The sequence below is a fragment of the Stutzerimonas kunmingensis genome, from assembly GCF_021432085.1.
Taxonomy (GTDB): Bacteria; Pseudomonadota; Gammaproteobacteria; order Pseudomonadales; family Pseudomonadaceae; genus Stutzerimonas.
In genome coordinates, this window is the sequence record NZ_CP090366.1 from 2,914,223 (window position 1) to 2,940,821 (window position 26,599).

29 protein-coding genes are annotated in these 26,599 nt (G+C 64.4%); 7 read left to right on the forward strand and 22 right to left on the reverse strand.

Annotated elements, in window-relative coordinates; genetic code table 11:
• The 7 genes from LW136_RS13645 to aroC form a co-directional block, all read right to left on the reverse strand.
• The gene (locus tag LW136_RS13645; protein ID WP_023445152.1) at window positions 1-192 is read right to left on the reverse strand and encodes a PLDc N-terminal domain-containing protein; all 192 of its coding nucleotides are present in this window, start codon (window positions 190-192) and stop codon (window positions 1-3) included.
• 6 nt (window positions 193-198) lie between these two features.
• Entirely contained in the window at window positions 199-408 is a 210-nt protein-coding gene (locus tag LW136_RS13650; RefSeq protein ID WP_041014350.1) for a PLDc N-terminal domain-containing protein, read from the reverse strand.
• A gap of 76 nt (window positions 409-484) precedes the next feature.
• The gene (mtnC, locus tag LW136_RS13655; protein WP_041014351.1) at window positions 485-1,168 is read right to left on the reverse strand and encodes an acireductone synthase; all 684 of its coding nucleotides are present in this window, start codon (window positions 1,166-1,168) and stop codon (window positions 485-487) included.
• A 1-nt stretch (window position 1,169) separates the two neighbouring features.
• Entirely contained in the window at window positions 1,170-1,715 is a 546-nt protein-coding gene (locus tag LW136_RS13660; protein WP_041014352.1) for a 1,2-dihydroxy-3-keto-5-methylthiopentene dioxygenase, read from the reverse strand.
• 53 nt (window positions 1,716-1,768) lie between these two features.
• Window positions 1,769-2,389 (reverse strand): methylthioribulose 1-phosphate dehydratase, encoded by a 621-nt coding sequence (locus LW136_RS13665; RefSeq protein WP_234173101.1) that lies wholly within the window; start codon window positions 2,387-2,389, stop codon window positions 1,769-1,771.
• Complete coding sequence (locus tag LW136_RS13670) at window positions 2,386-3,537, reverse strand: MFS transporter (RefSeq protein ID WP_041014354.1); 1,152 nt, start codon at window positions 3,535-3,537, stop codon at window positions 2,386-2,388. The genes LW136_RS13665 and LW136_RS13670 overlap by 4 nt, the downstream gene beginning before the upstream one ends.
• Window positions 3,538-3,611: 74 nt before the next feature.
• Window positions 3,612-4,703 (reverse strand): chorismate synthase, encoded by a 1,092-nt coding sequence (gene aroC / locus LW136_RS13675; RefSeq protein WP_041014355.1) that lies wholly within the window; start codon window positions 4,701-4,703, stop codon window positions 3,612-3,614.
• Window positions 4,704-4,848: 145 nt separating this feature from the next.
• Between aroC and LW136_RS13680 the strand changes: the two genes are divergently transcribed.
• A complete protein-coding gene (locus tag LW136_RS13680; protein ID WP_041014356.1) occupies window positions 4,849-5,811 on the forward strand; it encodes an alpha/beta hydrolase in 963 nt (320 codons plus the stop codon).
• Between the two features lie 81 nt (window positions 5,812-5,892).
• A complete protein-coding gene (locus tag LW136_RS13685) occupies window positions 5,893-6,672 on the forward strand; it encodes a hypothetical protein (protein ID WP_041014357.1) in 780 nt (259 codons plus the stop codon).
• Between the two features lie 10 nt (window positions 6,673-6,682).
• Here LW136_RS13685 and LW136_RS13690 read toward each other — a convergent pair whose 3' ends face one another.
• The 14 genes from LW136_RS13690 to LW136_RS13755 form a co-directional block, all read right to left on the reverse strand.
• Window positions 6,683-7,906 carry a maltoporin gene (locus tag LW136_RS13690; protein WP_234173102.1) on the reverse strand — a complete coding sequence of 408 codons (1,224 nt, stop codon included), beginning with the start codon at window positions 7,904-7,906 and terminating at the stop codon, window positions 6,683-6,685.
• A 104-nt stretch (window positions 7,907-8,010) separates the two neighbouring features.
• Window positions 8,011-9,183 carry an ABC transporter ATP-binding protein gene (locus LW136_RS13695; RefSeq protein ID WP_234173103.1) on the reverse strand — a complete coding sequence of 391 codons (1,173 nt, stop codon included), beginning with the start codon at window positions 9,181-9,183 and terminating at the stop codon, window positions 8,011-8,013.
• Window positions 9,184-9,194: 11 nt separating this feature from the next.
• Entirely contained in the window at window positions 9,195-10,037 is an 843-nt protein-coding gene (locus LW136_RS13700; protein WP_003300621.1) for a carbohydrate ABC transporter permease, read from the reverse strand.
• Window positions 10,030-10,947 carry a carbohydrate ABC transporter permease gene (locus LW136_RS13705; protein WP_234173104.1) on the reverse strand — a complete coding sequence of 306 codons (918 nt, stop codon included), beginning with the start codon at window positions 10,945-10,947 and terminating at the stop codon, window positions 10,030-10,032. The genes LW136_RS13700 and LW136_RS13705 overlap by 8 nt, the downstream gene beginning before the upstream one ends.
• Before the next feature lie 108 nt (window positions 10,948-11,055).
• Window positions 11,056-12,303 carry an ABC transporter substrate-binding protein gene (locus LW136_RS13710; protein WP_023445140.1) on the reverse strand — a complete coding sequence of 416 codons (1,248 nt, stop codon included), beginning with the start codon at window positions 12,301-12,303 and terminating at the stop codon, window positions 11,056-11,058.
• 158 nt (window positions 12,304-12,461) lie between these two features.
• Window positions 12,462-13,913, reverse strand: coding sequence for an ATP-binding protein (locus LW136_RS13715; protein ID WP_272877619.1), 1,452 nt, complete (start codon window positions 13,911-13,913; stop codon window positions 12,462-12,464).
• Window positions 13,897-14,631 (reverse strand): response regulator, encoded by a 735-nt coding sequence (locus LW136_RS13720; RefSeq protein ID WP_003280657.1) that lies wholly within the window; start codon window positions 14,629-14,631, stop codon window positions 13,897-13,899. Before LW136_RS13720 ends, LW136_RS13715 begins: the two co-directional genes overlap by 17 nt.
• A gap of 56 nt (window positions 14,632-14,687) precedes the next feature.
• A complete protein-coding gene (locus tag LW136_RS13725; RefSeq protein WP_090523037.1) occupies window positions 14,688-15,650 on the reverse strand; it encodes a glucokinase in 963 nt (320 codons plus the stop codon).
• On the reverse strand, window positions 15,647-17,476 hold the full coding sequence (gene edd, locus LW136_RS13730) for a phosphogluconate dehydratase (RefSeq protein ID WP_234173105.1): 1,830 nt from the start codon (window positions 17,474-17,476) through the stop codon (window positions 15,647-15,649). Before edd ends, LW136_RS13725 begins: the two co-directional genes overlap by 4 nt.
• Before the next feature lie 168 nt (window positions 17,477-17,644).
• Window positions 17,645-18,418, reverse strand: a complete 774-nt coding sequence (gene scpB / locus LW136_RS13735) for an SMC-Scp complex subunit ScpB (RefSeq protein WP_234173106.1) — start codon at window positions 18,416-18,418, stop codon at window positions 17,645-17,647.
• Window positions 18,419-18,437: 19 nt separating this feature from the next.
• Window positions 18,438-19,259, reverse strand: a complete 822-nt coding sequence (locus LW136_RS13740; RefSeq protein WP_256449915.1) for a segregation and condensation protein A — start codon at window positions 19,257-19,259, stop codon at window positions 18,438-18,440.
• 34 nt (window positions 19,260-19,293) lie between these two features.
• Window positions 19,294-20,469: a tryptophan--tRNA ligase gene (locus LW136_RS13745; RefSeq protein WP_014820747.1), complete on the reverse strand. Its 1,176-nt coding sequence runs from the start codon at window positions 20,467-20,469 to the stop codon at window positions 19,294-19,296.
• A gap of 211 nt (window positions 20,470-20,680) precedes the next feature.
• Window positions 20,681-21,304, reverse strand: a complete 624-nt coding sequence (locus tag LW136_RS13750) for an L-threonylcarbamoyladenylate synthase (protein WP_014820748.1) — start codon at window positions 21,302-21,304, stop codon at window positions 20,681-20,683.
• Between the two features lie 13 nt (window positions 21,305-21,317).
• Window positions 21,318-22,184: a PHP domain-containing protein gene (locus LW136_RS13755; protein WP_041014367.1), complete on the reverse strand. Its 867-nt coding sequence runs from the start codon at window positions 22,182-22,184 to the stop codon at window positions 21,318-21,320.
• A gap of 415 nt (window positions 22,185-22,599) precedes the next feature.
• On the opposite strand from LW136_RS13755, the gene LW136_RS13760 reads away from it, so the two are divergent.
• The 5 genes from LW136_RS13760 to LW136_RS13780 all read left to right on the forward strand — a co-directional run bounded on the left by LW136_RS13760 (window position 22,600) and on the right by LW136_RS13780 (window position 26,037).
• Entirely contained in the window at window positions 22,600-22,899 is a 300-nt protein-coding gene (locus tag LW136_RS13760) for a YciI family protein (RefSeq protein ID WP_234173107.1), read from the forward strand.
• A gap of 66 nt (window positions 22,900-22,965) precedes the next feature.
• Complete coding sequence (locus tag LW136_RS13765; protein WP_044314172.1) at window positions 22,966-23,343, forward strand: SH3 domain-containing protein; 378 nt, start codon at window positions 22,966-22,968, stop codon at window positions 23,341-23,343.
• A gap of 14 nt (window positions 23,344-23,357) precedes the next feature.
• Entirely contained in the window at window positions 23,358-24,035 is a 678-nt protein-coding gene (locus LW136_RS13770; RefSeq protein ID WP_014820751.1) for a response regulator transcription factor, read from the forward strand.
• Between the two features lie 139 nt (window positions 24,036-24,174).
• A complete protein-coding gene (locus LW136_RS13775) occupies window positions 24,175-24,588 on the forward strand; it encodes a Spy/CpxP family protein refolding chaperone (protein WP_041014370.1) in 414 nt (137 codons plus the stop codon).
• A 90-nt stretch (window positions 24,589-24,678) separates the two neighbouring features.
• Window positions 24,679-26,037 carry a sensor histidine kinase gene (locus LW136_RS13780; RefSeq protein ID WP_234173108.1) on the forward strand — a complete coding sequence of 453 codons (1,359 nt, stop codon included), beginning with the start codon at window positions 24,679-24,681 and terminating at the stop codon, window positions 26,035-26,037.
• On the opposite strand, the gene LW136_RS13785 is transcribed toward LW136_RS13780, so the two are convergent.
• Entirely contained in the window at window positions 26,031-26,594 is a 564-nt protein-coding gene (locus LW136_RS13785) for an NAD(P)H nitroreductase (protein ID WP_234173109.1), read from the reverse strand. The two genes, LW136_RS13780 and LW136_RS13785, sit on opposite strands and share 7 nt — an antisense overlap.
• Window positions 26,595-26,599 lie beyond the last annotated feature (5 nt).

The following is a 26,599-nucleotide window of genomic DNA, read 5'->3' on the forward strand; positions in this document are numbered from 1 at the left end:
TCACAACCGCGCCTTGCCGAACGGCCCGGCCGCTACCGCCCACATGATCAGACCGACCACGGGCAGCAGCAGGATCACACATGACCAGACAACCTTGCGCCCGACCTCGATGCGGCTGCGCCACACATAAGCGATGGCGAGGACGTCGAGCACGAGAACCACGATGGCCAGCGGGCCGCTGAGGCTTTCCATCAACGGCTACCGATACGGCCCGCGCGAGTCAGGGCGATTGCCGCGCGGCCCCATGATTCCCCAGATGATCAGGCCGAGCACTGGCAACAGAACGATCAGAAGCACCCAGAGCACCTTCTTGCCCCCGGTGCTATCGCTGCGAACGATGCTGATGATCGCCCAGATATCCAGTATCAGGATGAGCAGGCCGAAAATACCGCCGAAGGCATCTCCCATGGGTTCGCTCCTGTTTGGGTGAGTACCTAATCTAGGATGCCAGCGCGGCGGCAGGGTTCAGTAATCGCCCGGTGGCTCAGTAGCGCCGCGGGTCGATCTGCGCAAAGCTGGCGACGGTCTCGTGCTCACCGAGGGCGCCGCCATCGCGGCCCAGCCCACAGACGCGCATGCCGGCCTGCTGCGCGGCATCGAGTTCTTCGACCACATCGGAAAGGAACAGCACCTCGACGGCTGGCACGCCAATGGCTTCGGCGATGCGCTGGTAGGAGACCACCTCGCGCTTGTGCCCGCTGGTGGTATCGAAATAACCGGAGAACAGCGGTGTCAGGTCGCCGGCCTCGGAACAGCCGAAGATCAGCTGCTGTGCCTGGATCGAGCCTGAGGAATACACGTACAGCGCATACCCCTGCGCCTTCCACTCCCGTAGCGCAGCCACTGCGTCCGGATAGATGTGCCCCTTGAGCTGGCCGGCCCGGTAGCCCTGGAACCAGACCATGCCTTGCAGCGCCTTGAGCGAGGTCGCCTTGCGATCGCTGGCGATCCAGCCGAGCAGTATCTCGATGACGCGCTCGATATCCGCATCGCCCTCACCGCTTTCGCCGCGCACCGCATCGAGCTGCGCAGCGACCGCAGGTTCGCCGGCGTGGCTGCGGATATACGCCGGCAAATGCTCGCGCGCATAGGGAAACAGCACATCGAAGACGAAGCTGACGGCGCTGGTGGTGCCTTCGATATCGGTGAGGATCGCCTTGATCGGCATCTCAGTCGTCCAGCCGCGGGAACTGATCGGCGATGCGTTCGCCGGTGAATTTCGCGACCCAGCCTTCCGGGTTGTTGAACAGGCGGATGGCGACGAAGTGTGGCTCTTCACCCATGTCGAACCAGTGACGCGTGCCGGCGGGCACGGAGATCAGGTCGTTCTTTTCGCACAGCACGGCGTAGACCATGTCATCGATATGCAGGGTAAACAGCCCGCGCCCGGCAACGAAGAAGCGCACTTCGTCCTCGGCATGGCGATGCTCGTCAAGGAACTTCGCACGCAGTTCGTCCTTCTGCGGGTGATCGCGGGTCAGGCTGATCACATCCACCGTGACGTAGCCACGCTCGGTCATCAGCTTGTCGATCTGCGGCCGGTAGGCGGCGATTACCTCTTCCTGCCTGGCCCCGGCGGCGATTGGTGCGCTGGCCTCCCAGCGCTCCAGCTGCACACCGACCTTGGCCAGCGTCGGGGCGATGTCTTCGAGGTGGGTCAGCACCTTGAGCGGCTGATCGGGTCGGGTCTCGTGATAGACGCTGAGGACACTCATGTTCGGCTCTCCGAAAAGGTCGTCTGACCGGTCGCTACCGGGCAGGCTGGAATTTATCTGGGCTGCAGGGCACGCATCTTCAGTTCGCATTCGAACAGAAATTCGAATGCCTCGATCTGTCGCAGCGCATCGCTCATCGTCTCGCCCCAGGTGTACAGGCCGTGGCAGCGAATCAGGTAGCCGACGCAATCGGGATGCTCGTCAAGCCACGGCTGCACCCTGGTGGCCAGGGCGGCGATGTCCTGATCGTTGTCGAAGATTGGCACCAGCACCTGCAATTCATGGCTCGAGATGCCGCTGAAGGCCTTTTGCAACTCGTAATCGGCGAACACCAGCGAATCGGCCAAGGCGACGCGGGACAGCACCGTGGCATTCACCGAATGGGTGTGCAGCACCGCGCCGATCTCCGGTTTCCAGCGATACAGCTGGGTATGCAGCAGTGTCTCCGCCGAAGGCCTCTTGCCCTCTTCCAGGCTGTTGCCGTGCATGTCGACGGCCAACAGGTCATCGGCAGTCAGCTCGCCCTTGTGCCTCCCGGAAACGGTCAGCAGCAGCTCGGCGCTGGTCAGGCGCGCCGAGTAGTTGCTGCTGGTCGCCGGCGACCAGCCACGGCCATACAAGAAGCGTCCGGCGTCGATGATCGCCTGGCTCAGGTGCTGGCGGGTAGCAGTCATGCGCGGTCCTCCTGCAAACGGAAGGCAATGATAGCGGCTGCGGCCAGCGCCGCCAGACTGGCGATGGCGAACGACCAGCCCGGTCCCAGACCGGACCAGGCGTAGCCCGCGTAGAGCGCACCCAGCGCTCCACCGATGCCGGACAGGCTGGCATACAGCGCCTGGCCCTGGCCCTGCTGGCGATGGCCGAAACTGCGCTGGACGAAGTGAATGGCGGCGGCGTGGAAACTGCCGAAGGTCGCCGCGTGCATCAGCTGCGCGACCAGCAGCACGGCCAGATGCTCGGCGAACTGCCCGAGCAACACCCAGCGCAGGGCGGCGATCAGGAAGCTGGCCAGCAGCACCTGACGCAGCGAGAAACGCTCGAGCAGCCGCGCCATTACCAGGAACAGCAGGATTTCCGCGACCACGCCCAGCGCCCACATCAGTCCGATAAAGCTGCGGCTGTAGCCCAGTGCTTCCAAGTGAATACTGAAGAAGGTGTAGTACGGACCATGGGCCAGCTGCATCAACGCCACGCAGCCGTAGAAGGCCAGTACGCCAGGCCGCCGCAGCTGGGCGAGGAACCCACCCTGCCCGGCCGCCTCGCTACGTTGCCGCGGATGCGCGTTGGGCACCCAGGCGCTGCTCAGCACGATGCCGACCATCACGAAGGCCACCGCGGTCGGGTAAAGATCGAGGCTCAGCCGCTGGAACAGCAGCCCGAGCCCTACCACCGCGAAGATGAAACCGATGCTGCCCCACAGCCTGACCTGGCTGTAGCGCTCAGTCTGCTCGTGCAGATGCGCCAGGGTGATGACTTCGAACTGCGGCAGCACCGCGTGCCAGAAGAACGCATGCAACGCCATCACCAGCGCCAGCCAGGCAAAGCTCTTGTCGAAGAAGATCAGCCCGAAGGACAGCAAGGTGCACAGCGCGCCGAGACGGACGATTTCCAGCCGGCGACCGGTTGCATCACCCAGCCAGCCCCAGAGATTCGGCGCCACGCAACGCATCAGCATGGGAATGGCGATCAGCTCGCCGATCCGCTCCGGCGAGAAACCCAGATGATCGAAGTACAGCCCGAGAAACGGCGCCGTGGAGCCGAGCAGGCCAAAGTAGAAGAAATAGAAACCGGACAGACGCCAGTACGGCAGAGCAGCGGCCATAGGCTACAAGCTACCGACTGCGGACAACTGCCGCCTTATGCTGCCGCCGTCGGTCTGCCGTCTACGGCCCGGATTCACAGTTGCGGCAGCACCGGGGTGAGCACTTGCACATCGGCGTTCTGCCCACGGTGGCGCAGCAGGTGATCGAGCAGAACGATGGCCATCATGGCCTCGGCGATCGGCGTGGCACGAATGCCGACGCAGGGGTCATGACGACCCTTGGTGATGACCTCGACCGGCGCGCCATTCACATCGATCGACTGCCCTGGCGTGGTGATGCTGGACGTGGCCTTGAGCGCCAGGTGGGCGACGATCGGCTGTCCCGAGGAGATGCCACCGAGAATGCCGCCGGCACTGTTGGAGAGGAATCCTTGGGGCGTCAGCTCGTCGCGATGCTCGGTGCCACGCTGGGCGACCGAAGCGAAACCGGCGCCGATCTCCACACCCTTGACCGCGTTGATGCTCATCAGCGCGTGGGCCAGCTCGGCGTCCAAACGGTCGAAGATCGGCTCGCCAAGGCCCGGCGGTACGCCATCGGCGACCACGGTGATCTTCGCGCCCACCGAATCCTGATCGCGACGCAGCTGGTCCATATAGGCCTCCAGCTCCGGCACCTTGTCCGGGTCCGGACTGAAGAAGGCATTCTGCTCGACACTGTCCCAGGTCTTGAACGGGATCTCGATCGGACCGAGCTGGCTCATGTAGCCGCGCACCTGGATGCCCAGGGTCGCCAGATACTTCTTGGCGATGGCACCGGCCGCCACGCGCATGGCGGTCTCGCGCGCGGAGCTGCGGCCACCGCCGCGGTAGTCGCGCAGGCCGTACTTGTGGTGATAGGTGTAGTCGGCGTGGGCCGGACGGAACTGGTCCTTGATCGCCGAGTAGTCCTTGGACTTCTGGTCGGTGTTGCGGATCAACAGGCCGATGGGGCAACCGGTTGTCCTGCCTTCGAAGACGCCGGAGAGGATTTCCACCTCATCGGCTTCCTGGCGCTGAGTGGTATGCCGGCTGGTGCCCGGCTTGCGGCGGTCGAGATCGCGCTGCAGATCGTCCAGCGACAGCTCCAGCCCGGGCGGGCAACCGTCGACGATGGCCACCAGCGCAGGACCATGGCTCTCGCCGGCAGTGGTGACGGTGAACAGCTTGCCGTAGGTATTGCCGGACATGCAGGACGCTCCGCGATCGACCGAAAAACAGGGGCCGGAAGTATACCTGAGGCCGCTACGGTGTCATCGCTCCTGTTGCCGGCGCATACTGACCTTTGCGTCGATTGCCGCGTCCAACCTGCTCCGTGACCAACGAAATCCTTCCATGCGTGCCCTGCTGATACTGCTGCTACTGACCATGTCCCCTTCTCTCCTGCAGGCGCAGACCCTGCTCAATCAGACCCTGAACCTGGATACCGGCAGCGGCGTGCTGCAGGGCAGCCTGTTGCTGCCGAAAAGCGACCAGCCGGTACCGGTAGCGCTGCTGATCGCAGGTTCCGGCCCGACCGATCGCAACGGCAACAACCCGGCCGGACGCAACGACAGCCTCAAGCGCCTGGCCCAGGGCCTGGCCAAGCTGGGCGTGGCCAGCCTGCGCTACGACAAGCGCGGCGTCGGCGCCAGCCTGGCGGCCGCACCGGACGAGCGCGAGCTGAGCGTCGAGGGCTATGTCAACGATGCGCTGGCCTGGAGCGCGAAGCTCAAGGGCGATCCCCGTTTCAGCCAACTGATCCTGATCGGCCACAGCGAAGGCGCGCTGATCGCCAGTCTCGCCGCGCCGAAGTCGGGCGCCGCGGCGCTGATCAGCATCGCCGGCAGCGGCCGACCGATCGACGAGGTGCTGCGCGAGCAACTGCAGGGCCGCCTGCCGCCGGCACTGCTCGCCACCAGTTATTTTCTGATCGACGAGCTCAAGGCCGGCCGAACCCACGCCGAAGTGCCGGAGCCCCTGCAGGTGCTGTTCCGCCCGAGCGTGCAGCCGTACCTGGTTTCGCTGTTCGCCTACGACCCGGCGGAGGCCTTCGCGGCCGTCGAGACACCCGCGCTGATCGTCCAGGGCCGCCACGACATCCAGGTCGGCATCGAGGACGCCGAAGCCCTGCAGCGCGCAAAAGCCGACGCCAAGCTGGCACTGATCGATGGCATGAACCATGTGCTGCGCATCGTCCCGGCGAATGCGCAACAGCTGGCCTCCTATGATGACCCCGACCTGCCGCTCGCCTGGGACCTGCAGGAACGTATCCGACACTTCCTGCAGGCCAATGGCATCCTGCCAGCCTCCAGTTAGGCGCCGCGCTGCCGATAGCCCGCATGACGAGGGCCCGATCGGCTCCTGAACGAGCCGCCGCGCAGGCCCAGGAACGCGCAGATGACCGACAGCGAAACCACCCAGAGCACTGAAAAAGACCAGCCGGCAGCACCTAAGCATCCGTGGACGGAGCTCAAGCCCGACCGTTTCCGCCTGCTGCGCCTGGCACCACTGCCCACCGAGCGCGACGGCGGCGCGCGCCCGCTGCGATTCGTCGAACTTGCGCAACTGGAACGGCATACGCCGGAGCAGAGCCTGCTGCGGATGTTCATCAACATCCCCGGCCAGGTGCGCTCGCGCAAGAACAACGTGCTGGAGGTGTGGGCCGATCACCGCAGCAAGGAACTGCGCTTCGTGCCAGATAACGGATTACAACTGGACCCGGCCAATCGAGGCCTCGGCCGCTTTCTGTTGGCCCAGGGCGCGGCATGGGCGCAGAAGCGCTGGAGCCACTATCTGGTCGAGGGCGGCGCGTTGCCGAAGGATGTGGCGAGCGAAGACCAGCGCCTGCGTCGCGATCACTGCCTGCGCACCCAGGGCTTCGATATCGACTACCCCCAGGCGACGCCGCTCAAGCCAACCTACGGCGCACCGCGGGTCAGCGCCCTGCGAGCGGACTGGAACAGCGAGAAGGTGCAGGTAGTGGAGCTGCAGGAGGCGGCGGCGATGCTGGAACAGGCCGACCGCAACCTGCAGGCGCAGGAAAACCAGATTCGTGAACTGCAGGAGCGAATCGCCCGCTTCCGCCGAGAGGACGGTGCGCTGCGATTCACCATTGTTTGCCTGATTGCGCTGGCGCTGTTCCAGGCCGGCCTGCTGATCTGGATGGCGACGCGCTAATCCGCGACTTTTACCACCAATGCTCCACCTGCACGCCGAAGTTCGAACCATGGCGGGCATTGCCGAATGCGCCGGTGTCTGACAGCGCCGAGCCTTCGGCCATGAGGTTGGCCGCACGCTGCGCCGCCTCGTTCCAGCTGGCATAGGTGTAGTACAGCCGGAACTCCGGCCGCGCCCAGAAGCCAGGGCCGGCGGGTGACCAGGTCGGCGCGACGGTGAACTTGCTCAGCTTGCGCGTGCCGTCGGTGGCATCGATCTGGTCATGCCCTACTTCGGCGACGAGTTTGAACTGCTCGCTGAACGCATAGACAGGCCGCGCCCCCACCGACCACCAGTCCTGGTCGCCGCCGTCGTCGCGCTTGTCTTTCTGGTAGACCACCTGGAACTGGCCGCCGAAGCGCGGCGTCAGCTGCCAGTCGAAATACTCCACCACTCGCCAGCTCTTGGCGCTGTTGTCCAGGGTGACGTCGCCGGTATAACCGAGGCCGGTGCCCGGACCCTCGCCATACTGCAGCGCCAGGGTGTTCTTGCCGCCGAGGAAGTCGGATTGCACATGCTGCACCGTCACGGCCCAACCGCTGTTGGCATCGTCACGGCTGGGCTTGTCGAGGTAGCTCAGGCCGAACTCCAGCTCACCTCCCGGGTTGCTGTCGAAGCCGCCAACGTTGAAGTCGTGGCGGGTGACGTAGTCCTTCTGGAACACGCTGTCCTTGCGCGAGAAGGCATAGCTGTACTTCAGCCCGCCAATCTCCATGTCCTCCACGCCGGCACCGGTGGCGCTCTGGTTCCAGTAGTAGAAGTCGGAGATATGGATGTCGTTGCGCTTGTAGAAGCGCCGCCCGGCCCACAGCGAGCCGTTGTACAACGCCGGCACCTTGCTCCACTCGGCATAGGCCTGCACCATCCGCGCCCAGCCGTGATCGCCGGTGAACTCAGGGGTGTGGTTGTACTGGTTGTAGAGCGCCGTCATGCCTTCCAGGCTCAGTACCGAGCCGTCGGCGAAGGTGTAGAGGTCCTGACGCAGATCGAGCTCGGCGTACTGCTCGCACTCGTTACCCAGGCGGTACTTGGTCGGCGCGCCGGGCAACTGGAAGCAGGACTGCGAATCGCTGTTGACCGATTCGCCGACCCCGCTGCGCATGTAGCCGGTGAACTCCAGTGCATGGGCGCCCACAGGCAGCGTCAGACCCGCAATGGCGCTGGCAACGCTCAGGGCTGTTAGTGTTTTTTTCATATCCACTCCGCTTTTGTTGTTATTGATCGGTGGATCGAGCCTGTTCGGCTCCGTTGGTTCCTGTCTCCGTTATCCCCAGCCTGCTGGCAAGGCAGGCCGGTACCTCACTGCACCGGCCCCGCTCCGTTGGAAACCAGCCGGGTGACCTTGCTTTCGCGCGTGGCTGCAGGCTGCACAACGCCAAGCCGCTCGCCGGTCTGCGCATCGAAGAGCAGCGCCTTGCGCGGGTCGAACTGCAGATTGAGCGTTTCCCCCACCCGCGGCGCCTGATCCGGCGCCAAGCGGCAGCAGGCCTTGACCTGATTCAGCGTGAACACCACCAGGGTGTCTGGCCCGGTGGGTTCCACCACTTCGATGTCGACCGCCAGCGAAAAATCAGCTGTTCCGACTCCGGCGAGGCCGATCTGTTCAGGGCGAATGCCGAGGATGAGTTCACGATCACGCAGACCGTCGTCGGTAGTGATCGGCAGCGGCAGTTCGCAGCTGCCCTGTTCGCTGTTGAGCACGCCTACCCAGCGTCCGTCGCGCTGACGAATACGCAGCGGCACGAAGTTCATCGGTGGCGAGCCGATGAAGCTGGCGACGAACAGGTTGGCCGGATTGTTGTAGATCTCATGCGGAGTACCGAACTGCTGGATCACGCCGTCCTTCATCACCGCGACCTTGTCGCCAAGGGTCATCGCCTCGATCTGATCGTGGGTGACGTACACCGTGGTGGTCTTCAGGCGCTGGTGCATCAGCTTGATTTCGGTGCGCATCTCCACCCGCAGCTTGGCATCGAGGTTCGACAGCGGCTCGTCGAACAGGTAGATCTTCGGCCGCCGAGCCAGCGCCCGGCCCATGGCCACGCGCTGCTGCTGGCCGCCGGAGAGCTGCGCCGGCTTGCGCGCGAGCAGCGGTTCGATCTGCAGCAGCTTGGCGACCCGCGCCACCTCCTCCTCGATCTTCGCCGCCGACACCTTGCGCATCTTCAGGCCGAAGGCAATGTTGTCGCGTACGCTCATGGTCGGGTAGAGCGCGTAGGACTGAAACACCATGGCGATGTCGCGATCCTTCGGGCTCGCCTGGCTGATGTCCTCGCCGTCGACGAGAATCTCGCCACCGGTGATGTTCTCCAGCCCGGCGATGCAGTTCATCAGGGTGGATTTTCCGCAGCCCGAAGGCCCGACCAGGATCAGGAATTCACCGGCGTCGATCTTCAGCGCGATGTCCTTCAGCGTTGCGATCTGGCTGTTGCCATAACTCTTTTGAACATTGCGCAGTTCCAGGGAAGCCATCGTTGTTCTCCTCAACCCTTGACGGCGCCGGCAGTCAGCCCGCGCAGGAAATATTTGCCGGCGACCACGTAGACCACCAGCGTGGGCAGGCCGGCGATCATCGCCGCGGCCATGTCGACGTTGTATTGCTTGGCGCCAGTGCTGGTGTTCACCAGGTTGTTCAGTGCCACGGTGACCGGCTGGGTATCGCCACTGGCGAACACCACGCCGAAGAGGAAGTCGTTCCAGATCTGGGTGAACTGCCAGATCAGGCAGACCATGATGATCGGCACCGACATCGGCAGCAGAATGCGCCCGAAGATGGTGAAGAAGCCGGCACCGTCCAGCCGTGCCGCCCGCACCAGCGCGTCCGGCACGCTGACGTAGAAGTTGCGGAAGAACAGCGTGGTGAAGGCCAGGCCGTAGACCACGTGCACCAGCACCAGGCCGGTAGTGGTATTGGCCAGGCCGAGCTTGCCGAGGGTGAAGGACGCCGGCAGCAGGATCACCTGAAACGGCAGGAAGCAGCCGAACAGCAGCAGACCGAAGAACAGCTGCGAGCCACGGAAGCGCCACATCGACAGCACGTAACCATTGATCGCACCCAGGGCGGTGGAGATCAGCACGGCCGGAATCACGATCTTCACCGAGTTCCAGAAATAGCCGCCAATGCTGTCCCAGGCGGTTAGCCAGCCCATCGCGCTGAATGCTTCAGGCCAGCTCAGCAGGTTGCCGGTACGGATGTCTTCCGGGGTCTTGAAGCTGGTCAGCAGCATCACGATCAGCGGCACCAGGTAGACGGCGCAGGCCAGCAACAGGGTGGCATGGATGGTCAGGCGCCCGAGAGTCAGGCGCGGTTGCGCGAAGTCAGACATGGCGCTTGTTCCTCAGCTCGGAATACAGGTACGGCACGATGATCGCCATCACCGCGCCGACCATCAGCATGGCGCTCGCCGCACCCAGGCCCATCTGGCCGCGGGTGAAGGTGTGGGCGTACATGAACATCGCCGGCAGATCGCTGGAATAGCCCGGCCCACCGGCGGTCATCGCCGCGACCAGGTCAAAGCTCTTGATCGCGATGTGCGCGAGGATCATCAGCGCGCTGAAGAACACCGGGCGCAAACTCGGCAGCACGATGCGCAGGTAGATGGTGGGCAGGCTGGCGCCGTCCACCTGGGCGGCGCGGATGATCGACTGATCGACGCTGCGCAGACCGGCGAGAAACAGCGCCATGACGAAGCCCGAGGCCTGCCACACCGCTGCGATCACCAGGCAATAGATGACCCGATCCGGATCGACCAGCCAGTCGAAGCGAAAGCCTTCCCAGCCCCAGTCGCGCAGCAACTTGTCCAGGCCCAGGCCGGGATTGAGCAGCCACTGCCAGGCGGTGCCGGTGACGATCATCGACAGCGCCATGGGGTACAGGTAGATGGTGCGGATCAGCCCTTCGCGTCGAATGCGCTGGTCCAGCAGTACGGCGAGCACCACGCCGATCAGCAGACTGATGGCGATGAACATGCCACCGAACACCAGCAGGTTCTGGCTGGCGACCCACCAGCGATCGTTGTCCCACAGGCGCTCGTACTGCTGCAGGCCGGCCCACTTGTAGCTGGGCATGAAGCGTGAGTTGGTGAACGAGAGCAGGAAGGTCCAGCCGATGTAGGCGTAGAAGCCGACCAGCACGATCAGCATGCTCGGCGCCAGAACCAGCTTGGGCAGCCAGCGCTGTAGGGCGTCGAGCGGCGAGGCTTTGGCAGGCCTGGCTTGAAGCGCGATGGAGCTCATGGGTGTGATCCCTCATGGAAATCGGGGATGTCGTCGTCCGCGGCACAGACCGAGGCCTGTGCCGGGACGAACGTTTCGGGAAGCGGGCGGAACGGTCCGCCCTCAGCGTTACTGCACGGCCTGGATCGCTGCCGCCAGTTGCTTGGCCGCCTTTTGCGGGTCGGCCTTGGGGTCGTTGAAGAAGTTGGTGACGACGTCGAACACCGCGCCCTGCACATAGCTTGAAGCCGCCATGCCATGGGTCAGGCTGGGCTGCAGGCCGCTGCCCTTGGCGGCCTCCTTGAAGTCGGTCATCGACTGCTGGGCGCAGGCGTCGAACTCGCTCATGTCCTGGTCCTGGCGAACCGGGATAGAGCCCTTATTCTGATTGAAGAAGGTCTGGAACTCCGGCTCCAGCACCGTGCGCGCCAGGTCTTCCTGAGCCTTGCGGTTGTCATCGTTGCTGAGCTTGAACATGGCCAGCGAGTCGATATTGAAGGCGAAGCTGCCCTGGGTGCCGGGGAACGGCAGGCACTGGTAGTCCTCGCCAGCCACCTTGTTGGCGGCGGTGAACTCGCTCTTGGCCCAGTCGCCCATGATCTGCATGCCGGCCTTGCCGTCGATGACCATGCCGGTGGCACGGTTCCATTCGCGCCCGGCCGCGTCGGCGTCGATGTAGTCGCGCAACTTCTTCAGTGCGGTGAAGGCCTGAACCATCTTGTCGCCGGTCAGGGTGTCGTTATCCAGCTCGACGAAGGCCTTGTGATAGTCGTCCGGGCCGAGAATGCTCAGTACAAAGCCCTCGAACACGGTGCCGTCCTGCCAGGGCTGGCCGCCGTGGGCAACCGGAATGAAGCCGGCAGCCTTGAGCTTGTCGGCTGCGGCGAAGAATTCGTCGAGGGTCTTCGGCGGCGTGGCGCCGGCCTTCTCGAACACTTCCGGGTTGATCCACAGCCAGTTGACCCGATGCACGTTGACCGGCACCGCAACGTAGGAACCGTCGTACTGCATGATCTTGCGCACCTGCTCGGGCAGCATTTCGTCCCAGCGTTCTGCCTTGGCGGTGTCATCGAGATTGGCGAGCAGGCCGAGTTCGCCCCACTCCTGGATGTCCGGGCCCTTGATCTGTGCGGCGGACGGCGGGTTGCCGGAAACGGCGCGGGTCTTCAGTACGGTCATGGCAGCCTCGCCACCACCGCCGGCGACGGCGAAGTCCTTCCAGGTATGGCCTTTCTGCTCGACCAGCTTCTGCAGGGTGTCGGCGGCGCGCTTCTCGCCACCGGAAGTCCACCAGTGCAGAACTTCGACCTCGCCGGCATGGGCGAGCAATGGCAGGGCAAGGGAAACGGAAAGAGCGAGACGATGGATCGCGTTCATGTAGAGGCACCTTCTTGTTTTTATCCGGCAAGTCATGGTTGCTTGCGATGGACCGAGTCTATGCGCAGGGAAATGGACACTGGGTAACGAAGGGATGGGCGATGGTCACAGAGCCATTACAAAGCCGCAGCGATCGTAACGAAGTGCACTGAGCCGGATCAGCGCGGCAAGGTCAGCGTCACCCTCAGCCCTCCCTGCTGCAGATTGCGCATGCTCAGTTCGCCACCGTGGGCGTGGGCGATATTCCGTGCGATACCGAGCCCCAGCCCATAGCCCTGCTGCTGCCCCGAGAGCCGCACGTGGGGTTCGAAGACATGCTCAAGACGCTGCTCGGGCACGCCCGGGCCCTCGTCATCGACGTGCAGCACCAGCGCCTCCTTGCCGTCCTCGACATGCAGGTGGGCGCGCTCACCGTACTTCAGGGCATTGTCCAGCAGATTGCCGATGCAGCGCTTGAGCGCCAGCGGCTTGCCCGGATAAGGCGCCGAAGCCCGGCCGTCCAAAGTCACGCGGGTCTGGTCGCAGGCCTGATAGGGCTCGACGATATGCTCGAGCAGCAGATTTAGATCCACCGCCTCGATGTTCTCGTGGATGTCGGTGTCCTTCACGCATTGCAGTGCGCCCTTGACCAGCAGCTCCAGCTCGTCGAGGTCACGGGTGAACTTGATCTGCTGGGCTTCATCTTCCAGCAGCTCGACACGCAGACGCAGACGCGTGATGGGCGTGCGCAGGTCATGGGAAATCGCGCTGAACAATTGGCCTCGCTCGGTCAGGTAGCGACTGATGCGCTGGCGCATGTTGTTGAAGGCACGGCTCACCTCGACGATCTCGCTGGCGCCGACCTCGGTCAACGGCTGCACCTCGGCGCCCAGCGACAACTCCCGCGCCGCCTTGGCCAGGCGCTTCAGTGGCCGGCTCTGCCAGCGCACCAGCAGGCCGATGAACAGCAGCAGGAAGGCGCTGGTCAGCACGATGAACCACAACTGCTGGGCCGGCAGCCCCTCGTCCTCCAGGCTGACGTAGGGAGCTGGCATCAGCGAGGCCAGATAGAGCCATTCCTGCGGGGCGATCTGGATCTGCGTCACCAGCACCGGCGGTGACAGCGGTTCGAGGCCCAGCGCGTAGTGCGCCCAGGAGCGCGGCAACTCATCGAGCGTGATGCCACTGTTGAAGATGCGCAGGTCATCGGGGCTGACGAACTCGATGTTCAGGTCCACCGCGCCGCCGAGTCGCTGGCGCAATACCTGCTCCACCTCATGTAGGACCGCACGCTTGCGCGGCGTTTCCGGGAGGATCTCCATGTCCAGCGGCTTGTCGTTGAGCGACACGAAGAAACGTGTACCGCCCATGCTGCGCAACTGATCGAGCACCAATGGGCGATAGCCCAGCGGCAGCGAACGGAAGTAGCTGACGCTGGCCGCCATCGACTGCGCCAGGCTGCGGGCGCTGGTGAGCAAGCCTTCCATCTGGCTGGCGCGTAGCTGCGATAGCCAGATCAGGCTCGAAAGCCCCTGGGCCAGCAACACCGCCAGCAGGGTCAGCAACAGCATCCGTCCGAGCAGCGAACGTGGCACCAGCCGCAGGCGCCCCCGCTCAGTGCGCAGATTCATGGTGCGGCGTCACCTGGGTAGCCAACAAGTAACCGCTGCCACGTACCGTGCGGATCAGCCGCGGCGACTTGCCGGTGTCGCGCAGGCGCTGGCGCAGGCGACTGACCGCCATGTCGACGATGCGCTCCAGCGGCATCACCTCGCGACCACGGGTGGCGTTGGCGATCGTGTCGCGGTCGAGGATCTGCTGCGGATGATCGAGAAACAGCTTGAGCAGGGCGAAATCGGCGCCGGAGAGAAAGACCTCCTCGCCGTCGGCGTGGAACAGGCGGTGGCTGATCATGTCCAGCCGCCACTCATCGAAGGCCAGAACATCACTGCCGCGTTCCTGGGCGAAGCTGACGCGTCGCAGCAGTGCCTTGATCCGCGCGAGCAATTCGCGCGGGCTGAACGGCTTACCCAGGTAGTCGTCGGCCCCCAGCTCCAGGCCGACGACCCGATCGGCCTCGTCGGAGCTGGCGGTGAGCATGATGATCGGCATCGAAGCCAACCGCTCGTGCTGGCGAATCCAGCGGCACAGGCTGAAGCCGTCCTCGTCGGGCAGCATCACGTCGAGAATCACCAGATCGGCCGGCTCGGCACACAGCGCCGCGCGAAACTGCCCGCCGTCCGGCACGCCGCGCACATGAAAGCCCGAGCGGCTGAGATAGGTCTGCAACAGTTCGCGGATTTCCTGATCGTCGTCGACCAGAAGGATGTTCTTACCTGCTTGGCTCACGTCACGTCCCTTTTCTTGTTGTTATGGGGTCACCCGTCGACCCGACATGTCGCAGCCTAGGCTCCCTCCAACAACGGTTGCAATGCCACGCCCGCGCCCTCGAGGCCGGGATACGGCGCGGTCACCAGCCAGACCGGCAGGCGATCGAAATAACGGCTCATCTGTCCCTTCTCGCGCAACGCCTCGCTAAAACCGCTGCGCAGGAACATCTCGGCGAAACGCGGCACCACTCCACCGACGATGTAAACGCCGCCGCGGGCACCGAGGGTCAGCACGTTATCGCCGACGATACGCCCCAACCAGCGGCAGAACTGCTCCAGCACCGCCGCGGCGTAGGTATCGCCGGCCAGCGCGGCCTTGGTGATAGCTGCGGGCGAATCGAGCGCCACCTGCTGTCCATCCAGCGCGCAGCATGCGCGGTAGAGCGTCAGCAGCCCTGGACCGCTGAGCACTGCCTCGGCATTCACATGGCCGAGCGAACGGTGCAGATGCGCCCAGATCGCCGCCTCGCGCTCGCTGCCGACGGGAAGGCAGATATGCCCGCCCTCGCCCGGCAAGGCGCGCCAACCGCCGCCAGACAGTGGCAGCAATCCGGCGACTCCGAGCCCGGTGCCGGGCCCTATGACCAGTCGCGGCCGTCCCGGTTCAGGCTCGCCATCGCAAACCGTGATGCGCTCACCATCGTGCAGCCGCGTCATGCCGAGGGCCATGGCGGTGAAGTCGTTGATCAGCAACAGCTCCTTCACACCCAGCTCGCGGCAGAAGGCTTCGCGGCTCAGCTGCCAATGGTTGTTGGTGAAACGAAACAGATCGCCGCCGACCGGCCCGGCACAGGCCAGGCACACCGCCTCGAGGGTTTCCAGCGGCTGATCGACTTCACTCAGGTACGCGAGGATCGCCAGCTCCGGCCGCGCATGGTCGGCCGTGGGAATCACGCGAATCTGCTCGATGCGCTGGTCGCGCCACAGCGCGAAACGTGCATTGGTACCGCCAATATCTCCAACGAGCGCCGTCTTCACTTCAGCGCCTCCAGACTCTCGGTAAATGCACTGGCGCCCTGCTCTGCCGTGCTGAACGAGGCGCGCATGAAGGCAAAGAGCTCCCGACCGCAGCCGATGCCCATGTCTTCGGGCCGAATCGCCGGTTCCCGCGCATCCCATTCGGAGGGATCGACCAGTGCTCGCAGTTCGCCGTTCTCGCCGTCGACGCGGAGGATGTCGCCATCGCGCACCCGCGCCAGCGGCCCGCCGTCCAGTGCCTCCGGGCAGACATGAATGGCCGCCGGCACCTTGCCCGAAGCACCGGACATGCGCCCGTCGGTGACCAGCGCCACCTTGTAGCCGCGGTCCTGCAGCACACCGAGAAACGGCGTGAGCTTGTGCAGTTCGGGCATGCCATTGGCTTTAGGCCCCTGAAAACGCACCACGGCAATGAAGTCGCGCTCCAGCTCCCCGGCCTTGAACGCTGCCGCCAGCTCGCTCTGGTCGATAAATACCCGCGCCGGCGCCTCGACAAAACGGTGCTCGGGCGCCACGGCAGAAATCTTCGTCACGCCGCGGCCGAGGTTGCCTTCCAGCACGCGCAGCCCGCCCTCCGGCGAGAATGGCCGCTCGGCCGGGCGCAGGATGTTTTCGTCAAGGCTCTGCGCCGGGCCATCGCGCCACACCAGCTTGTCACCGTCGAGGAACGGCTCCTGGATGTAGCGCCGCAGGCCCTTGCCGACGACGGTATGCACGTCCTCGTGCAACAGACCGGCGTCGAGCAGCGTGCGCACCATGAACGGCACCCCGCCACAGGCGTGGAAATGGTTCACGTCGGCCTGGCCGTTGGGGTAGACCTTGGCCAGCGTCGGCACCACCTCGGAAAGATCGGCCATGTCCTGCCAGGTCAGCTGGATGCCGGCGGCGCGGGCGAACGCAGGGATATGCAGGGTGTGGTTGGTCGAGCCGCCGGTGGCGTTGAGCGCGACCACCGAATTGACGATGGATTTCTCGTCGACCACCTGGCATAGCGGTGTGTAGTTGCCGGCCTGATGGGTCAGGCGCGTGACCTGGTGCGCCGCCTCCCGGGTCAGCGCATCGCGCAGCGGCGTGTAAGGGTTGACGAACGACGACCCTGGCAAGTGCAGGCCCATGATCTCCATCACCACCTGATTGGTGTTGGCGGTGCCGTAGAAGGTGCAGGTGCCAGGGCTGTGATAGGACTTCATCTCCGACTCCAACAGCTCCTCGCGGCTGGCCTTGCCTTCGGCGTAACGCTGGCGCACCTCGGCCTTCGCCTTGTTCGGAATTCCCGAGGGCATCGGCCCACCCGGCACGAAGATGGTCGGCAGATGGCCGAAGCGCAGCGCGCCGATCATCAGACCCGGGACGATCTTGTCGCAGATGCCGAGCATCAATGCCGCATCGAACATGTTGTGCGACAGCGCGACTGCCGTGCTCATGGCGATCACTTCGCGGCTGGCCAGGCTCATTTCCATGCCCGCCTCGCCCTGGGTCACGCCATCGCACATCGCCGGGACGCCGCCGGCGTACTGGCCGACCGAGCCGATCTCACGCAGCGCCTGGCGAATCATTTCCGGAAAATGCTCATAGGGCTGATGCGCCGAGAGCATGTCGTTGTACGCCGAGACGATGGCCACGTTTGCCGCGTTCATCAGGCGCAGGCTCTGCTTGTCCTCGCCGGAATTGCAGCCGGCGACACCGTGGGCAAAGTTGGCACACTGCAGCTTGCCGCGCTGCGGACCCTCACTGGCGGCGGCGGCCATCATCGCCAGATAGCGCTCGCGGGTCTTGCGGCTGCGCTCGACCAGGCGCTCGGTGACTTCTAGAACTCGCGGATGCATGCCTCACTCCTGCTGCAAAATTCAACTGTGGTTGAAGGGCTCAACGCTTGGTTGAAAGCTCAGACAACCATAAACCATCCAGGGTCAGTTGGCGTTCGGACACGACGCGATGCCGGCGTGGAAGCGGCAACCAGGAGCCTGAGTACGCCGGTTGGGGTGGCTTGGCGCTTAGTGCGCGGGCTCGTCTCCGCGCGGCTCGTCTACCGATGTCTCTTCGGCTTCCAGCAGATCGTCGAAGTCGGTCTTCAGGCCCTGCTCCATGCCGTCGAGTTCGGCCAGCAGGCTGCGGAAGCTGGTCTGTTCACGCAGCGGGGCCTGCGGCTCATCTGCAGCTTCATCGGCCCGCGCCTGCAAGGCGACAGGCACGGGGGCATCCTCGTCGTCTAGCATCGGACGGAGCTCCGGTTCCATCTCGCGCAATACAGCGAGTGGCGGCAGCTCATCGAGGTTCTTCAGGTTGAAATGGTCGAGAAACTGCCGGGTAGTGGCGAACATCGCCGGGCGTCCCGGCACGTCACGATGGCCAACCACACGAATCCACTCGCGCTCCTGCAGCGTCTTGACGATCTGGCTGTTCACCGCGACGCCGCGGATATCCTCGATCTCGCCACGGGTGATCGGCTGGCGGTAGGCAATCAGCGCCAGGGTTTCCAGCAGCGCGCGAGAGTAACGCTGGGGGCGCTCTTCCCAGAGCCGGCCGACCCATGGCGAAAAGCGCTGACGCACCTGCAGGCGGTAACCGCTGGCGACTTCCTTGAGTTCGAAGGCGCGGCCCTTGCAGGACTTTTCCAGCACTTCGAGGGCCTTCTTCAGCTGTGCCGAAGACGGCCGCTCGGCTTCCTCGAAGAGTTCGCCGAGGCGCTCCAGGGAGAGCGGTTTGCCGGATGCGAGCAGAAAGGCTTCGAGCAGAGAAGCGAGATCCTTGGGATCGGACAGGTCCACGATTGACTCCTGCAAATGCCTATTCGGTACGGCTGCGCACATGAATCGGCGCAAAGGGTTCGTTCTGCACCAGCTCGACCAACGACTCCTTGATCAGCTCGAGCACAGCCATGAAGGTCACCACCACGCCGAGTCGCCCGTCCTCGATGCGGAACAGCGCTACGAAGGGGACGAAACCACCGTCCTTCAGTCGTTCGAGCACTTCGCTCATGCGCTCGCGGGTCGACAACGCTTCGCGGGTGACCTGATGGCTCTCGAACATGTCGGCGCGGCGCAGCACCTCGGCCATCGACACCAGCAGCTCTTCCAGGCTCACGTCCGGCAGCAGCTTACGCGCCCGAGCCTCGGGTGCATCGAGACGCGGCACCTGCAGGTCGCGGCCGACCCGTGGCAGCTCGTCGATGTCCTCGGCGGCGGCCTTGAAACGTTCGTACTCCTGCAGCCGGCGGATCAGCTCGGCGCGCGGATCATCCTCTTCTTCGGCGACCTCAGCCGAGCGCGGCAGCAGCATGCGTGACTTGATCTCGGCGAGCATCGCGGCCATCACCAGATACTCGGCGGCCAACTCCAGGCGCACCGATTTCATCAGCTCGACGTAACCCATGTACTGCCGGGTGATCTCAGCCACCGGAATATCGAGGATGTCGATGTTCTGCTTGCGGATCAGGTAGAGCAGAAGATCCAGCGGGCCTTCGAAGGCTTCGAGAAAGACTTCCAGCGCATCCGGCGGAATGTAGAGGTCCAGCGGCAGCTCGGTCACCGCCTCGCCATAGACCAGCGCCAGGCGTAGCTGCTCGCCGGGCTGGATCGCTTCGGGACTGGGGGACTCGGTGTGCTGCATGAAAATCCTTCGGAGCCGGCCGCTTATGCGCCGCTCAGCGGTAATTCAGGCCCATCGCCTGGCGAACTTCGATCAGCGTCTCACGGGCCTCGTCACGGGCGTGCTCCGCACCTTCTGCGAGGATGCTGCGGACCAGGTCGGGATTCTGCTCGTAGTCCAGCGCGCGCTCCTGCAGGGGTGTCAGATCAGCCTTGATCGAGTCGATCAGCGGCCCCTTGCACTCCAGGCAGCCGATGCCGGCGCTGCGGCAACCCTGCTCTGCCCACTGGCAGACGGCCTCTTCGGAGTGCACCAGATGCATCTGCCACACCGGGCAGCGCGTCGGCTCACCAGGGTCGCTGCGATGCACGCGGGCCGGGTCGGTGGGCATACGGCGAATCTTCTCCTCGATCTCGTTCGACGTATCGCGCAGGTAGATCGCATTGCTGTTGGACTTCGCCATCTTGCCGCCGTCGAGCCCGGAAATCTTCGGTTGCTCGCCGAGCAGCGCCTGCGGTTCCGGCAGCAGCAGCTTGCCGCAGCCTTCCAGGTAGCCGTAAAGCCGCTCCTGATCGCCGATGGTGATGGTCTGCTGTTCCTTGATAACCGCACGGGCGGTGTTCAACGCCTCGACGTCACCCTGCTCCTGATAGCTCTTGCGCAGGCTGACGTACAGCTTGGAGGTCTTCTTGCCGAGCTTGCGGATCGCCGCTTCGGCCTTGTCCTCGAAATCCGCTTCGCGTCCATAGAGATGGTTGAAACGTCGCGCCACGTCGCGGGCGAATTCGATATGCGGCAGCTGGTCGGCGCCGACCGGCACCAGCCCGGCGCGATAGATCAGGATGTCCGCCGCCTGCAGCAGGGGATATCCGAGGAAGCCATAGGTATCCAGGTCCTTGTGCTGCAGATTCTGCTGCAGCTCCTTGTAGGATGGCACCCGCTCCAGCCAGCCAAGTGGGCAGATCATCGACAGCAGCAGGTGCAGCTCGGCGTGCTCCGGCACCTGTGACTGGATGAACAGCGTCGCTGAACTGGGACTGACGCCGGCAGCCAGCCAGTCCACCGCCATATCCATGATGTTCTGCGAGATTTCGCCGGAGCTTTCGTAGTCGGTGGTCAGCGCGTGCCAGTCGACGATGCAGAAGAAACACTCGTACTCGTGCTGCAGCCTGACCCAGTTCTTCAATACGCCGTTGTAGTGACCGAGATGAAGCCGGCCGCTGGGACGCATGCCGGAAACCACGCGCCGCTGTGAATCCATGGAGCTCAAAAGGGTGTCCTTGATTAATTGGCCTGTTTGGTAAGTTCAGTTGGTCAATTTCGGCGCCCATGGCCCAGATACCGCGTCGCCGCGCCTTGTCTCGGAGCCATGTTCATCCGAACTTGCCTCAACCCTCTCACCGACAGGCCAGATGGTGTACAGGCACGCTCGCCATCCAGGCTCAAGCCATGAAGGGCTCGGGATCGCCGCAGCCGACCCTTATCACTTCAGGCCGATCATCGACCAGGCTGACCACCGTCGATGCTTCGAGGCCACCGTAACCGCCATCGATGATCAGGTCTACCTGATGCTCCAGCGCGTCACGCATCTCGTAGGGGTCGCTCATCGGCAGGTCTTCACCGGGAAGGATCAGGCTGACGCTCATCAGCGGCTCACCAAGTTCTTCCAGCAGCGCCTGGGCGATCGGCTGTGCCGGCACACGCAGGCCGATGGTGCGGCGCTTGGGGTGCAGCAACATGCGCGGCACCTCGCGGGTAGCCGACAGGATGATCGTGTAGGGACCGGGCAGATGAGCCTTGAGCAGGCGAAAGGCCGCGGTATCGACCTTGGCGAAAAGGCCAAGCTGCGACAGATCGCGACAGGCCAGCGTAAAGTTGTGCTTGTCATCGAGCTGGCGCAGCCGGCGAATGCGTTCGATGCCGGCCTTGTTACCCATCGAGCAGCCGACGGCATAACTGGAGTCGGTCGGGTAGACCACTACCCCGCCCTTGCGGATGATTTCCACGGCCTGTTTGATCAGGCGCGGTTGCGGGTTGTCCGGATGGATCTGAAAGAACTGGCTCATGGAAACTCCCTGTTCAGCTGGCAGCAGGTATGCGGCGCTCATGATCGAAATGTCTCCAAAGCGGCGACAGGTCCTCCGGCAGGCTGCGGTACAGCCCCAGTTCCGACCAGTCGCCGGGCGCATGGAAATCACTGCCCACTGTGGCCATCAGGCCCAACTCACGTACCAGGATCGACAGACCGCCGACCTGTTCCAGCGGCTGCATGCCGTTGACCACCTCCAGCGCGTGACCGCCGGCCTGGGCGAAATCGATCACCAGCCGGCGCCGCTTGCTGCGGGTGAAATCGTACTGCCACGGGTGCGCCAGGCTGATCCACGCACCTGCGTCACGCAAGGTCTGGACTGTCTGCTCCAGGCTCGGCCAATGCTGCTTGACGTCGCCGAGCTTGCCCGAACCCAGCCATTTGCGAAACGCTTCGGCACGGTCGCGGACATGACCGGCACGCACGAGAAAATCGGCGAAATGCGGCCGCGCCGGTGCGTTGCCACTGTCGCCGAGTTCCTGCTGAAGCGCCCGCGCGCCTTCCAGCGCACCCGGCATCCCCTTCGCTTCCAGGCGCTGGCCGATCAGTTCGGCGCGGCGCCAACGGCCTTCGTGCAGTTGTGCGATCGCCTGCTGCAGCGCAGGCGCATCAGCGTCGAAGGCGTAGCCCAATACATGAATGGTAGCCCCGTTCCACAGGCAAGAAAGCTCGATGCCATTGACCAGCTGCATACCGAGCGCCTGCGCAGTTGCCCGCGCCTCGGCAAGGCCGTCGACCGTGTCGTGGTCGGTGAGCGCCAGCATCTCGATACCACGCGCATGGGCTCGCTCCACCAGTTTGGCAGGCGCCAGCGCGCCGTCCGAGGCGGTGCTGTGGCAATGCAGATCGACAATCATCTGGTAACGCGCTCCAGTGAGATGCAGACACCTCGATAAGAATCCGTAAGCCTGCGGCGGTAAGGCTTCACCGGCCCGAAGACGGGGTGCTCCGGCGCAAACGGCCGACTAGTCTAACGCCGCACCGGCGCTTTGGCTCGTGTCGTCACCGTCATTACGGCCAGCCAGCGCTGCAGGCGCCGCAAACTGCTCTTGCTTCGACCGCCGATACGATCCTGCGTGCCATCAACCGCTGCAGCGGGGGAAAGCGCAGCGCTTCCGTCGCAAGCGCCGTTTGCTATGATGCCGCGCTGCACGGCGCGGTCCGTTGTGTGTAGCGCTTGGACCCGCGCGACAAAGAAGCCGCGCCGGCACTGTCACCATGCCGGGCTTTCTGTACTTTTTATATACGCCCCTACGCGAACGAGGATCGACCATGCTCTACGCCGTTATCGCCACCGACGCACCGAATTCCCTGCAGGACCGCCTCGCCACTCGCCCGGCCCACCTGGCACGCCTGGAGCAGCTGAAGAACGAAGGTCGCCTGGTTCTCGCCGGCCCGCACCCAGCCATCGACAGCAACGACCCGGGCGAAGCCGGGTTCAGCGGCAGTCTGGTAGTCGCCGAGTTCGGTTCGCTGGAAGCCGCGCAGCAGTGGGCCGACGCCGATCCGTACAAGGCCGCCGGCGTATACGTGAACGTGGTGGTCAAGCCCTTCAAGAAAGTACTGCCCTGAGCCGACACAGCAGGGAATAGCCCGGCCGCTGGCAGCCCACGGCCTCGTACGGAAATAGGAGTTCCGATGCGTCAACGATCGCTTGCCCTGCTGTTTGCCCTGACCCTGCTCACCCCGGCGCTGTATGCCGAGGAAGCAATAACGGAACCTGCTGTTCCGGTGACCGAGCCCGGCGACCCCGCCGAATACGACGAGCTTGACGCCGTTGCCGAGCCAGAGCCTGCCGGCCCGAGCGCTGACACCACCGAAGCTCTGTTGCTGCGTCTGCGCGAGGAAAATCGCCGCTTGCGCCTGCAGTTGCAGACCGAGCAGGCAAAAGTGCTGCCCGCGATGTTGAACGAACAGCAACAGTGGTTCGCCGTCGGTGGTGCTGTCGGGGTCGTCAGTTTCACCCTGGGCCTGCTGGTCACGCGCGGTCGCCGTCGACGCCAGTGGCTCAACTGAGTACCTGAGCCGACATGAGTGAATTGCTGCTTATCGACGATGACGAAGAACTCTGCGAGCTGCTGATCAGCTGGCTCGCACAGGAAGGTTTCGTCGCCCATGCCTGCCACGATGGCAACAGTGCACGCCAGGCGCTGGCGCAGCACCAGCCAGCCGCGGTGGTCCTGGACGTGATGCTGCCCGACGGCAGTGGCCTGGAGCTGCTCAAGCAACTGCGCAGTGAACATCCCGATCTGCCGGTGCTGATGCTGTCGGGTCGCGGTGAGCCACTGGATCGGATTCTCGGCCTCGAACTTGGCGCAGACGATTACCTGGCCAAGCCCTGCGACCCGCGCGAGCTCACCGCACGCCTGCGTGCCGTGTTGCGCCGCAGCCAGCCGACCGCGACGCCCAGCCAGGTCGAGTTCGGCGATCTCTGCTACAGCCCGGCACGCGGCGTGGCCAGCGTCGGCGGTCATGACGTCAGCCTGACGCTCTCCGAAGGCCGCATCCTCGAAACGCTGCTCGCGCAACCAGGCGAGCCGATCGACAAGCAGACCCTTGCCCAGCATGCCCTGGGACGCAAGCTCACCCTCTACGACCGCAGCCTCGACATGCACGTCAGCAACCTGCGGCGCAAGCTTGGTCCGCACGCCGACGGCAGCCCGCGGATCGTCGCTCTGCGCAGCCGCGGCTATCTGTACGCGGTCTGATCGTCTTTACCGAGGCTTTACCCTGAGCTGACCGCCCTTGACCTTGCCCTGCGTAGACTGAACTCATCCGGTCACAGACCTGCCGCCAATGAGCAACGCGTCGGTATGGCCGGTTTCCCTACACAGGAGAGTTTTCACCATGCGCAAATCACTCGTAGCCGTACTGTTCGCCGCTGCCGTTCCGACCCTCGCTTTCGCCATGCCTGGCGGCATGCACGACGGTCATCACGGCGGCAAGAACGCCCCGCACATGTTTCAGGACCTGGACCTGACAAAGGAACAGCAACGCGAAATGCGCAAGCTGATGGGCGAGCAGATGCGGCAGCGCCAGCAGATCACCCAGCGCTACCTCGACAAGCTGCCCGAAGCCGAGCGCAAGGCCATGCAGAACGATCTCGACGCCAGCCGCGAGAAGACCCACCAGAGCATGCGCGCGCTGCTCAAGCCCGAGCAGCACAAGGCCTTCGACGAAGGCATGAAGAAGATGGAAGAAAAGCGCGCCGAACGTGCCGAGTTCCTCAAATGGAAAGCGGACCGCGATCAGAAGAACTGATCTGCGCCCTTCCTGAAACCTGCCCGGCAGGCTCCGCCAAGCGTTCAGAACGCCGGAGGGAGCTGCCGGGCTTTGCCGTGGAGAGACCCAGTGCGATCACTGTTCTGGCGCATACTCGCAACCTTCTGGCTGGCCATTGCACTGGTTGCCGGCCTGGCCATGCTGCTCGGCCATGCGTTGAATCAGGACGCCTGGATTCTCGGCCGCCACCCGGCGCTGCAAGGTCTCGCCGAAACCTGGACCGAGGTCTACGAGCGCCAGGGCCCGCTGGCTGCACAGCGCCTGCTGGAACAGCACCGGCATCGTGCACGGGTCGATGTACAGGTGCTGGCGGAAAACGGCCAGCCAATCATCCGCGGCACCTTCCCTGCCCGCGCCGCCGCCTTCGAGGCGCGCCATCAGGATCGCGAGCGCCCACTGCCCTGGCGACGCCTCACCGCCGATTACACCAGCCCGACCAGCGGTGAAACCTACCTGTTCATCTACCGCATTCCCTATCCCGAACTGCAGGCCTGGCATCGCGGCAGCCTGGCCTGGCCGCTCAGCGCGCTGGGCATCGCACTGGTGGTGCTCACCGGCTTCAGCCTGCTACTGACGCTGTCCATCACCCGCCCATTGGATCGCCTGCGCCGTGCCGTGCACGATCTGGGACAGGCCAGCTATCAGCAGCAGTCCCTTGCCCGCCTGGCAACACGGCGCGACGAACTCGGCGTGCTGGCGAGCGATTTCAACCGCATGGGCGCACGGCTGCAGGCGCTGATCGGCAGTCAGCGCCAGTTATTGCGCGACGTATCCCATGAACTGCGCTCACCGCTGGCGCGCCTGCGCATTGCCCAGGCACTGGCCGAGCGCGCCAGTCCGAGCGAACGCGAAGTGATCTGGCCGCGACTGGCGAAGGAATGCGATCGACTGGAAGCGTTGATCAGCGAGATTCTCGAACTCTCGCGCCTGGATGCGGAACCCGGCGCGACAACGGCCGTCGACCTGCCAGCGATGTTCGAACAACTGGAGGACAACGCCCGGATCGTCGCGCCCGCTCAGCGTATCGACAGCCGGGTCGAGCCAGGCCTGGCATTCACTGGCTGGACGGAAATGCTCGAACGCGCGCTGGACAATCTGTTGCGCAACGCCCTGCGCTTCAACCCCGAGGGCGTGCCCGTGGAGCTGCGCGCGCAGCGCGACGGTGACGAGCTGGTACTGAGTGTGCGCGACCACGGGCCAGGAGTCGCCGACGAACACCTGCCGCAACTGAGCCAACCCTTCTTCCGAGCGCCAGGACAAACGGCGGCCGGACATGGCCTCGGATTGGCCATCGCCCGCCGTGCGGCCGAGCGCCACGGTGGGCAGCTGCAGCTGGCCAACCACCCCGATGGCGGCTTCATCGCGAGCCTGCGTCTGCCGTTGGCAAACGCAGCAAGCACGGTGTCAGAAATCCAGGCCCATTACTGAACGTTCCAGGCGCTGACGAAAGCCTCGGGCTCGAGCACCGGAGCGCTACGGATGCGGCCCTCCGGCGTGCCCAGGTACAGGAAGCCCAGCAGACGTTCCTGCTCGGCCAAGCCCAGCCCCTTCATTACATGCGGGTCATAGGCGAACTCGCCGGTGCGCCACACCGCGCCAATCCCTTGAGCATGGGCGGCCAACAGCAGACCATGCGCCGCGCAGCCGGCAGCCAGCAACTGTTCGCCTTCCGGGACTTTCGGGTGCGCCTTCGGACTGACGATCACCACGATCAACATTGGCGCACGCAGCGGCATGTTGCGCGCCTTCTGCAGCGCTTCGTCCGAGGCATCGGTCTGCCGGGCCTGCAGAGCGTCGGCAAACAGCTCACCGAGCTTGCCGCGCGCATCGCCCTCGACGGTCAGGAAGCGCCAGGGGTGCAACTGGCCGTGATCCGGCGCACGCAAGGCTGCACGAAAAAGCAGATCGAGTTGATCGGCATCGGGTGCCGGCTCGCATAGGCGAGTGACAGATACACGGTTGAGCAACAGGTCCAGAGCGTCCATCCATT